At 66.8% G+C, this 8478-nt stretch carries 9 protein-coding genes and 1 pseudogene; 7 read left to right on the top strand and 3 right to left on the bottom strand.

Annotated elements, in window-relative coordinates; all coding sequences use genetic code 11:
* The first annotated feature begins 9 nt into the window (after positions 1-9).
* The 5 genes from J2Y49_RS31500 to J2Y49_RS31520 are packed head-to-tail and all read left to right on the top strand — an operon-like array spanning position 10 to position 3428.
* The gene (locus J2Y49_RS31500) at positions 10-648 is read left to right on the top strand and encodes an RraA family protein (RefSeq protein ID WP_098740254.1); all 639 of its coding nucleotides are present in this window, start codon (positions 10-12) and stop codon (positions 646-648) included.
* Positions 645-1337: an RraA family protein gene (locus tag J2Y49_RS31505; protein ID WP_098740253.1), complete on the top strand. Its 693-nt coding sequence runs from the start codon at positions 645-647 to the stop codon at positions 1335-1337. The genes J2Y49_RS31500 and J2Y49_RS31505 overlap by 4 nt, the downstream gene beginning before the upstream one ends.
* Entirely contained in the window at positions 1334-1993 is a 660-nt protein-coding gene (locus J2Y49_RS31510) for an RraA family protein (RefSeq protein ID WP_098740252.1), read from the top strand. The genes J2Y49_RS31505 and J2Y49_RS31510 overlap by 4 nt, the downstream gene beginning before the upstream one ends.
* A 36-nt stretch (positions 1994-2029) precedes the next feature.
* The gene (locus tag J2Y49_RS31515) at positions 2030-2434 is read left to right on the top strand and encodes a RidA family protein (protein WP_098740251.1); all 405 of its coding nucleotides are present in this window, start codon (positions 2030-2032) and stop codon (positions 2432-2434) included.
* Positions 2435-2438: 4 nt separating this feature from the next.
* Positions 2439-3428 carry an amidohydrolase family protein gene (locus J2Y49_RS31520; RefSeq protein WP_098740250.1) on the top strand — a complete coding sequence of 330 codons (990 nt, stop codon included), beginning with the start codon at positions 2439-2441 and terminating at the stop codon, positions 3426-3428.
* 320 nt (positions 3429-3748) lie between these two features.
* On the opposite strand, the gene J2Y49_RS31525 is transcribed toward J2Y49_RS31520, so the two are convergent.
* Both J2Y49_RS31525 and J2Y49_RS31530 read right to left on the bottom strand, forming a co-directional pair.
* On the bottom strand, positions 3749-4720 hold the full coding sequence (locus J2Y49_RS31525) for an ExeA family protein (RefSeq protein ID WP_098740249.1): 972 nt from the start codon (positions 4718-4720) through the stop codon (positions 3749-3751).
* Positions 4714-5346, bottom strand: a pseudogene (locus tag J2Y49_RS31530) (IS481 family transposase); the annotation flags it as partial. The pseudogene J2Y49_RS31530 and the gene J2Y49_RS31525, both read right to left, overlap by 7 nt.
* 91 nt (positions 5347-5437) lie before the next feature.
* Between J2Y49_RS31530 and J2Y49_RS31535 the strand changes: the two are divergent.
* Both J2Y49_RS31535 and J2Y49_RS31540 read left to right on the top strand, forming a co-directional pair.
* On the top strand, positions 5438-6406 hold the full coding sequence (locus J2Y49_RS31535) for an IS5 family transposase (RefSeq protein ID WP_098740248.1): 969 nt from the start codon (positions 5438-5440) through the stop codon (positions 6404-6406).
* 274 nt (positions 6407-6680) lie between these two features.
* Entirely contained in the window at positions 6681-6974 is a 294-nt protein-coding gene (locus J2Y49_RS31540; RefSeq protein WP_037093999.1) for a putative quinol monooxygenase, read from the top strand.
* A gap of 126 nt (positions 6975-7100) precedes the next feature.
* Here J2Y49_RS31540 and J2Y49_RS31545 read toward each other — a convergent pair whose 3' ends face one another.
* Positions 7101-8345 (bottom strand): IS701 family transposase, encoded by a 1245-nt coding sequence (locus tag J2Y49_RS31545; protein WP_098741112.1) that lies wholly within the window; start codon positions 8343-8345, stop codon positions 7101-7103.
* Between the last annotated feature and the right edge of the window lie 133 nt (positions 8346-8478).

An 8478-nucleotide genomic window follows, 5' to 3' on the forward strand; every position in this document is an offset into this window, starting at 1 on the left:
GGCGGGACGATGCTGACCCCCGGCCTTCTGGGCGAGGCGGCGGCGACCGGCACCGCCAGCCTGCACGAGGCCGCCGGCCGGATCGGCGCCCTGCCCTCCGCGATCAAGCCGCTGTCGCCCGCCATGCGGGTGGTGGGCCGCGCCTATCCGGTGCGCTCGCCCGGCGGCGACAATCTGTGGCTCCACCGCGCGATCTGTGCGGCGGCGGCCGGCGATGTGCTGGTCGTCGCGACCGGCGGCGCCACCGAATTCGGCTATTGGGGCGAGGTCATGACCCGCGCTGCGCAGCAACGCCAACTCGGCGGGCTGGTGATCGAGGGCGGGGTGCGCGACGCCGCCGCGCTGATCGAGGCCGGCTTCCCGGTCTTCGCGGCGACCGTCTGCATCCGCGGCACGGTCAAGGACCCGCAGGGCGACGGCGCCCTGGGCGAGCCGGCGACCATCGGCGGCGTCACCGTGCGCGCCGGCGATCTGGTGATGGGAGACGCCGACGGCGTGTGCGTCGTCCCCGCCGCCGGGGCCGGAGCCGCCGTCCGCTCCGCCCGCGACCGCGACCGCGCCGAACAGGACATCTTCGCCCGTCTTGCCCGTGGCGAGACAACCATCGACATCTACAAGCTGCCCCGGCAGCCGGGAGCCGCGTCATGACCGCAACCCTGGTTGAACGCCTGTCCAGGCTCGACACCTGCGCCGTGTCCGACGCGCTGGACCGGCTGGGCAAGAGCGGCCTAGCCGCCGGGCTGACACCGCTCAGCGGATCCCGGCTGGTCGTCGGCGAGGCGATCACCGTCCAGCTCGGCCTCGTCGACGGCACCGCCAGCCCACGCCATCTCTGCACGGCGGCGGTCGACGCCAGCGGTCCCGGCAAGGTCATCGTCATCGCCCACGGCGCGCGCACCGACGTCGCCGGCTGGGGCGGCATCCTGTCGCTGGGCGCGGTGACGCGCGGGGCGGAAGGCGTGGTGATCGACGGCGCCTGCCGCGACCTGGACGAGACGCGGCAGTACGGCCTGCCGCTATGGGGCCGCAACGCCGTCCCCACCACCGCGCGCGGCCGCATTCGCGAGGTTGCCTGGAACGAGCCGGTGACGCTGTGCGGCGTGCCGGTCGCCCCCGGCGACCTCGTCATCGCCGACGCCAGCGGCGTCCTGTTCATCGCCCGGGCCGACGCCGCCGAGGTCGTCGCCACCGCCGAGACCATCGCGCGGCGCGAGCGGCTGATCGCCGACGCGGTGCGGGGCGGCCGGTCGATGGCCGAGGCGATGGGCGCCAACTACGAAACCATGCTGACCGAACACACCGGGGTCAGCGTCAACGAAGGCAGGGAAACGGTATGAGCGACGACAAGAGCCGCCTCGACGCCATCACGGGGTTGAGCTGCACCGACATCAGCGACGCGCTGGACCGGCTGGGCATTCCCGGCCAATGTTTCGGCATCATGCCGCTGGACCGGAATTTCCGCCTTGCCGGACGCGCCTGGACACTGCGTTACGGGCCGGTCGGGCAGGATCGCGGTACGGTCGGCGACTACATCGACGATCTCGGCCCCGCCGACGTGGTGGTGCTCGACAACGCCGGGCGCCTCGACGCCACCGTGTGGGGCGATCTGCTGACCTCCACCGCGTCGCGGCGCGGCATCGCGGGTACCGTCATCGACGGCATCTGCCGCGACATGGACCGCAGCATCGAACTGAACTACCCGCTCTACAGCCGGGGCAACTGGATGCGCACCGGCAAGGACCGGGTGCGGGTCGAACAGACCGCCGTGCCGGTCTCCATCGGCGGCATCCGGGTCGAGCCGGGCGACTGGCTGAAGGGCGACGGCGACGGCCTCGTCTCGGTGCCAGCGTCGCGCATCGACGAGGTTCTGGCCATCGCCCACGAGGTCCATGACGCCGAGGAGCGGATCCGCGCCGCCATTCTCGACGGTGCTTCGCTGCGCGAGGCTCGGGCTTCGGTCGGCTACCACACCCTGCAAACCCGCCGCGCCTGACACCGGAACCGAAGCCTGAAAGGGAGGACACCCGCCATGACCAAGCGCCGGCAATCGCTGGAGCTTCCCAACGCCAAGCACAGCGCGCCGATTCCGATGGGGGCCCGCGTCGGCAACATGATCTTCTCGTCCGGCATCATGGGCCAGAACCCGACCAACGGCGACCTGCCCGATGATCCGGCGCTCCAGGCCCGCTACGCCTTCCAGAACATGAAGGCGCTGGTCGAGGCCGGCGGCGGCACGCTGGACGACATCGGCCGCATCACCGTCTTCATCAAGGACAATTCCATGCGCGCCCACGTCAACACCCAGTGGGCCGAATATTTCCCGGACGAGCACAGCCGTCCGGCCCGTCACGCCATCGTGCTCGACCTTCCCGGCGGCATGCTGGTCCAACTCGAAATAGTCGCCGTCGTGCCCGACGCTAGACAGGAGACCTGACACCATGATCATCGACAGCCACGCCCACATCGTGATGCCCGACGTCGCGTACCGTTACATGGCCGACATCGTGTCGAGCCGGACGAACCCGAACTTCCGTTTCAATCCCGACCATGATCTTCTGCGCGAGACGGCGGAGAAGCTGGTCTCGATGATGGACAAGGTCGGCACTGACATCCAATTCCTCTCCCCCCGCCCTTTCGCGCAGTTGCATTCGATCAAGCCGGCGGCGGTGACGCGGGATTGGACCAGCGCCGTCAACGACATGATCGACGTCCAGTGCAAGATGTTCCCCGACCGCTTCCGCGCCGTCGCCGGCCTGCCGCAATATCGCGACAGCAGCCCGGAGAACTGCCTGGAGGAGTTGGAGCGCTGCGTCCGCGATCTGGGCTTCGTTGGCTGCCTGCTGAACCCCGACCCGACCGAGGGCGACGGCGCGCCGCCTCCGGGATTGGGCGACCGCTTCTGGTACCCGCTGTACGAGAAGCTGGTCGAGCTGGACGTGCCGGCGCTGGTCCATTCGGCGAGCTGCTGCCAGCCACGTGAATCCTATACGCTGAAATTCATCAACGAGGAGAGCATCGCGATCATCTCGCTGCTGGACTCCCAGGTGCTGGAGGATTTCCCGACGCTGAAGATCGTCATCTCCCACGGCGGCGGCGCCATCCCCTATCACATGGGCCGTTTCCGCGCCTGGAACTTCCGCCGCAAGGAGACGATGACCTTCGACGAGAAGATGCGAAAGCTGTATTACGATACCTGCAACTATTCGAAGGAGGCGCTGAACTTCCTGTTCAGCGTCATCGGTACCGACAATGTCATGTTCGGCACCGAGCGCCCGGGCACCGGCACCGTCCAGGATCCCAGCACCGGCCTCGACTTCGACGATCTGAAGCCGGTGATTGAAAGCATCGACTGGCTGAATGCCGATGATCGCTACAAGATCTTTGAGGGCAACTGCCGCAAGGTCTACACCAGCGCCTTCCCGGCCTGAAGACGCTTTCGACAAACATGGGAGCGGGCGGGTGCACCGGGTGAAAGCGCGCCGGAGTTCCCGCCCAAGCCTGAACGGCACAATCAGAAGCAGCCGCGACCAGGCGGAGATTGCGGGTGGCGGGGCGGCATCGTAGAAGAGGTACCTGTAGGTGCTTGAGATCATCGGCGGCCGTGCTCGCTTTCATCGCCGAATCCTGCTCGAAATCGGTGAGAACGGGACAGGGTTTGTGCTCAGATTAACTGCGACGTTGCTCACAGTCGGTGCGACATGCTCGCAATCATCCGGCCCTGCTCATATTGCGTGAGACGATGGCCCGGTTAGAGCGGTAGCCCGGCTGCTTGCATTTGTTGCGTCAGTTCCTGCGCTCTGGCGCCCCCCAGTTCACCGCGCAGGAACTGTCGGATCTCCGCCGGCTTGACGCTGAACTGGTCGGCCAGGGAGCGCACGCTGTAGCCGTGACGGGTCAGGCGCGGTTCAAGGTCGTCGAGCTGACGCGACAGGATGCTCTCTACCACCTGCACGGTGACCGGCCGGTCTCCGATCCGGAACGCCTCCTCGAACGCGAGGGTCAGGTGCTGCTCGATCTGGAGGGGGGTCTTCAGGCGGCTGGCCAACAGCTCCACAGCCGCCGTCTCGATCAGCTCGCCGATGTCGATGCCCTCGCCGGCACAGCGTGCGAGGAGCCAGCGGATGTAGGCGAGCTGGTTCCCCGCCATGCCGTCGAACTCGAACACCACCGACCGGTAGCCGATCTCTTCCATGGTCGGACGCCGGAGGTCGTTCCGGAGTTTGGGATGGCCCACCAGCACGACGGAGAGCATGCCGCCGCCATCAGCCACGACCTCCATCAACCGCTTCAGGCCGATCAGCGTCTTGCCGTGCAGGTCGTGCGCCTCGTCCACGAACAAGGCCACGGGCTTGCGGCCGCGACGCACAAGCTGTTGCAACTCGCGCTCCCGCTTCTCGCCCAGGGTCGGGATCTTCGGATCCTTGTCCGGGGAGAGGTCGTGGAACAGCGCGGTGATGAGGGTCGGGATGGTGGTGCGGTCCTTGTCTACCGACAGGCTCTTTGACACGGTGACGCGCCCCTCGCGGGTCAGCTCGTCCTGAATGCGGCGAAGCAACACCGTCTTGCCGCTGCCGACGACGCCGGCGACCGCCACCAGGCGGCCGGCCAGGATGGATGCCTTCACATCCTTGATGAGCTGGCGGTGATGATCGGTTTCGTAATACCCGGCCATCAGCAGGTCCCGCTCCAGCCTGAAATGCTCCATGACCTCCGTCAGCATGGCCCGCCCCCTCCCGTCCGCTGCCTGAAGTACGCCCGCACCCTCGTCAGCACCTCGTCCTTGGCCAGGGTCTCCCGCACCAGCGCGTCGATCCAGGCCCGGTCCTCGGCCGGCAGCTTCGCCAAGGCCAAGCCGATCTCGCCAGCGACCGCGCGCTTGGCCGCGATGATGTCGGAAAAGGCCAGAGTGCGGTAGGGGTCCGGGTCGGCGAACGCCACCTTGGCGGCCGGTGCCGTAACGGGCGGCGGCAGGGGGGAGGTGCCGCCGTCCAGGGCCGCGCGCGGCAGGCCGATGCGCTCCGCCAGTTCGGCCACCCGGTCGGCGCGCTCTTCGGACCTGGTCTTCTGATGCTTGCGATACTTGTGCAACGGGATGGGACCGCCGACCGGACCGTAGGGACCATACCGCCGGTCACCATGCTCGACGTGGAGTTCCTGGTCGAACAGCCCCCACCAGAGCACCACGTCCTCGCCGGCCAGGTCCGGATCGACCTCGTAGGCCACGCCATCCACGGTGATACGGGTGTCGATGCCGACCTTGCGCCGTTCCGGCTCCCGCGCGAAAGCACAGAACCGATCCCAGGCGCACATCTCGCGATAGCCCTTCTCCGGCAGGTGCCGCACCCAGTGACGTTGTTGCAGCGAGGCGGGGATTGCGGCTGGCGGGATGGCATCGTAGGGGAGGCGTCGTTGACCTTTCCCTGTTCTGATCCAGCCGATGCCGTTCAAAGCCAACGCCGTGCGCCGTCATCACATCCCCAAGCAGCGATACAGGGTTCGCAACTGGCAGGAGTATGATGCCGCGTTGCGGGCGCGTGGCAGCCTGACCGTGTGGTTCAGCGACGAGGCCGTGGAGCGCTGGCGGGCCGAGACCCGATCCACACCAGGCGGGCAGCGCACCTACTCCGACTTGGCGATCCTCACAGCATTGACGCTGCGCGCGGTGTACCGCTTGGCCCTGCGGCAAACGGAGGGGCTGGTCGCCTCCCTCGTCCAGTTGCTCGGGCTCGATCTGGCGGTGCCGGATCATTCCACGCTCAGCCGCCGGGCCAAGACCGTCACCGTCCCGACCCCACTGGCAACAGCCAACAAACCGGTGCGTCTGTTGGTCGACAGCACCGGCGTGAAACTGTGCGGGCCCGGTGACTGGCTGGTCGAGAAGCACGGCATGCGCCGGCGCCGCGCGTGGCGCAAGCTGCACATCGGCCTGGACGCCGCCACCGGGCGCATCGTCGCCGCGACACTGACCGACCATGACGTGGATGACGCCTCGCAAGTCGGACCACTGCTGAACCAGATCGCTGAGCCACTCGAGGCCGTCATCGCCGACGGCGCTTACGACCAGAGCGGCGTCTACGAGGCCGTGAACGAGCGGCACCCAGGGGCGGCCGTGGTCGTGCCGCCGCGCTCCACCGCGGTGCCGAGCGATACCGCGCAGAGCGATCCGACACCGCGGGACCGGCATCTGCAGGCCATCGCTGACGGTGGTCGCAGGGCGTGGCAGGCAACATCCGGCTACAACTTACGCGCGCTCGTGGAGGCCCTCTTCAGCCGCTACAAACACGTGATCGGGGATGGTCTGCGTTTCCATACCGACGATCGGCAGCAGACCGAGATCGGCGTCGCCGTCCTGGTCCTGAACCGCATGCTCGACCTCGGACGCCCGGACGCCATCCGCATCGCGTAATCAACAGCGTCGGCCACGCCGTCAGACGTTCCACCGCCTCGATGCAACAACGTCATTCGCGTTGACACGTTCCGTGGCGCGTGCTGTCGCGTTCGCTGTCGAACAACCTGATGACGTCAACGTCAACGCGATCGTCATCCGGCCGACCGCACAGCAGTTCTGATTTCGACGAGGAGGCGGGGCCGCGTGTGCTCCGCCTCATGGGGAACGTACCGGCCCGCTCGTCCGTTACTTTGCCGAATAATATCTGTCCGTTTCACTTGAGGAGTCATTTATGCCCAAACTTGCCCTGTATGTACCACTGAAGGCCAAGCCCGGAAAAGAGCGCGATGTCGCCAATTTCCTGACCTCGGCATTGCCGCTCGTTCAAGCTGAGGCGGGCACTCTGACCTGGTATGCGATCGAGGAAGGTCCCGGTGCGTACGCGATCTTCGATACGTTCGACACAGAGGAGGATCGGCAGGCCCATCTTGACGGCAAGGTTGCCGCCGCACTGATGGACAAGGCAGAAGAACTGTTTTCTGAACCGCCGCAGATTCACAAGTTCACCCTGCTGGCCGCGAAATAGCGGAGCGGTCGGCACCCTAACATTACAGTTGCGCTTTTGTACGGTGGGCTTGGCAGGCGAGCGCTTGATGGCATCGCCTCCACGCCGACCATGCGATGACGGTTGCGGGCTCGATCGACCGCCGGGTTAGGCGGTCGGCAACACGACGGATCTCCTGCATCGACCAACGGACCATAGGTGAGGAACTTTCCTCATCGTTTTTGGGGGCGTGGCAAGGGTATCGGCCTTGTGCCGGACCACGGCCAGCAGGGCGAAGGCGAGCATGACCAGCGAGACGTGTCGGTGCCAGCCGTGCCAACTCCGCGTCTCGTTGTGATCCAGTCCCAGCTCGGTCTTCGCCGTCTCGAAGGCGTCCTCGATCGACCAACGTTGTCCCTCGACGCGGACCAATGTGTCCACCGGCGTACCGTGCCGGCACCAGGTTGTGAAGAAGGCCAGTTCCCCATCAACGGGGCGTCGCCGCACCAGCAGCCCGCGCGTCCAGAGACCCAGACCGGGCGTCGCTCCAACCATCTCAGGATCGAAATCGGCCAGTTCCAGGTAGGCCCAGTCATAGAGCCGCGGCCCCTTGGTGCCATCGCCCGCCGACAAGCGAATCCAGCTCTCCGCCGGCAGGTCCCTGGCGATCTTCTCGGCAGTGCCAGACACCGACAAAGTCGGGCTCCAGGAATTGAAATGGTGACTGCCGGTCACGCCGAGCACGTAGCCTTTGCCGGCACGGCGCAACACCATCTCCAACTCACCGACGCCATAGACGCTGTCGGCTGCCACCCAAGCGAAAGGCACCCCCGCGTCAATCGCCCGACGCACCATCGCGGCAGCTATGGCCGGCTTGGTGGCGAAGCGCACATCCTCGGGCACGTGGGCTTTGACGAGGCGGTCTGGGGTGCCCGTCCAGTCCTTGGGCAGGTAGAGCCGCCGGTCGATGAAGGCGTGGCCCTTGGACGAGGTGTAGACGGCGAAGACGCCGATCTGGCAGTTGGTGATCTTTCCCGCCGAGCCGGTGTACTGGCGCCCGACGCCGCAGGAGGCTCTACCCTGCTTGAGGAAGCCGGTTTCGTCGATCACCAGCGTGGCGTCGGGCTCGGCCAAGGCATCAAGCGCGTAGTCGCGGACCACGTCGCGCAGCGCGTCGGCATCCCAGGAGGTCCGGCCGAGCACCGCCTGCTGACGCCAGGGACCCGTATCACCTGCGGCCTCGGCGCGCATCCACCCCGTCTTGCGCCGCTCCGGCCCGAGCAGCCCGTCCAGGAACGCGCCCGCTGATGCCGCCGTGCCGGACTGCAAGAACAGCGGCCGGAGCCGGGCTTTGGCTCCACGCAGTTCCTCTGACCACAGCCCCAGCAGGTCCTCGACCGCAACACCGGACATGGCGACCTCCCAAAGCCTGTTCAACAGGCGAGAGGACATTCCATCGCAACTGTAATGCTTCCGTAATGGGCCGTCAGACGTCAAGTCCCTCGCAGTGATTGTCACGTCGCCGGCTTCATGCTTCCGTCCGTGG

Origin of the sequence: Azospirillum sp. BE72, assembly GCF_031455875.1 — a bacterium.
Classification (GTDB): domain Bacteria; phylum Pseudomonadota; class Alphaproteobacteria; order Azospirillales; family Azospirillaceae; genus Azospirillum.

What these genes read in the sequence shown, in the direction of transcription:
- J2Y49_RS31510 (WP_098740252.1), top strand. Translation starts at nt 1,334, where the DNA reads ATGAGCGACGACAAGAGCCGCCTCGACGCCATCACGGGGTTGAGCTGC.
- J2Y49_RS31540 (WP_037093999.1), top strand. Translation starts at nt 6,681, where the DNA reads ATGCCCAAACTTGCCCTGTATGTACCACTGAAGGCCAAGCCCGGAAAA.
- J2Y49_RS31515 (WP_098740251.1), top strand. Translation starts at nt 2,030, where the DNA reads ATGACCAAGCGCCGGCAATCGCTGGAGCTTCCCAACGCCAAGCACAGC.
- J2Y49_RS31525 (WP_098740249.1), bottom strand. Translation starts at nt 4,720, where the DNA reads ATGCTGACGGAGGTCATGGAGCATTTCAGGCTGGAGCGGGACCTGCTG.
- J2Y49_RS31520 (WP_098740250.1), top strand. Translation starts at nt 2,439, where the DNA reads ATGATCATCGACAGCCACGCCCACATCGTGATGCCCGACGTCGCGTAC.
- J2Y49_RS31535 (WP_098740248.1), top strand. Translation starts at nt 5,438, where the DNA reads ATGCCGTTCAAAGCCAACGCCGTGCGCCGTCATCACATCCCCAAGCAG.
- J2Y49_RS31500 (WP_098740254.1), top strand. Translation starts at nt 10, where the DNA reads ATGCTGACCCCCGGCCTTCTGGGCGAGGCGGCGGCGACCGGCACCGCC.
- J2Y49_RS31545 (WP_098741112.1), bottom strand. Translation starts at nt 8,345, where the DNA reads ATGTCCGGTGTTGCGGTCGAGGACCTGCTGGGGCTGTGGTCAGAGGAA.
- J2Y49_RS31505 (WP_098740253.1), top strand. Translation starts at nt 645, where the DNA reads ATGACCGCAACCCTGGTTGAACGCCTGTCCAGGCTCGACACCTGCGCC.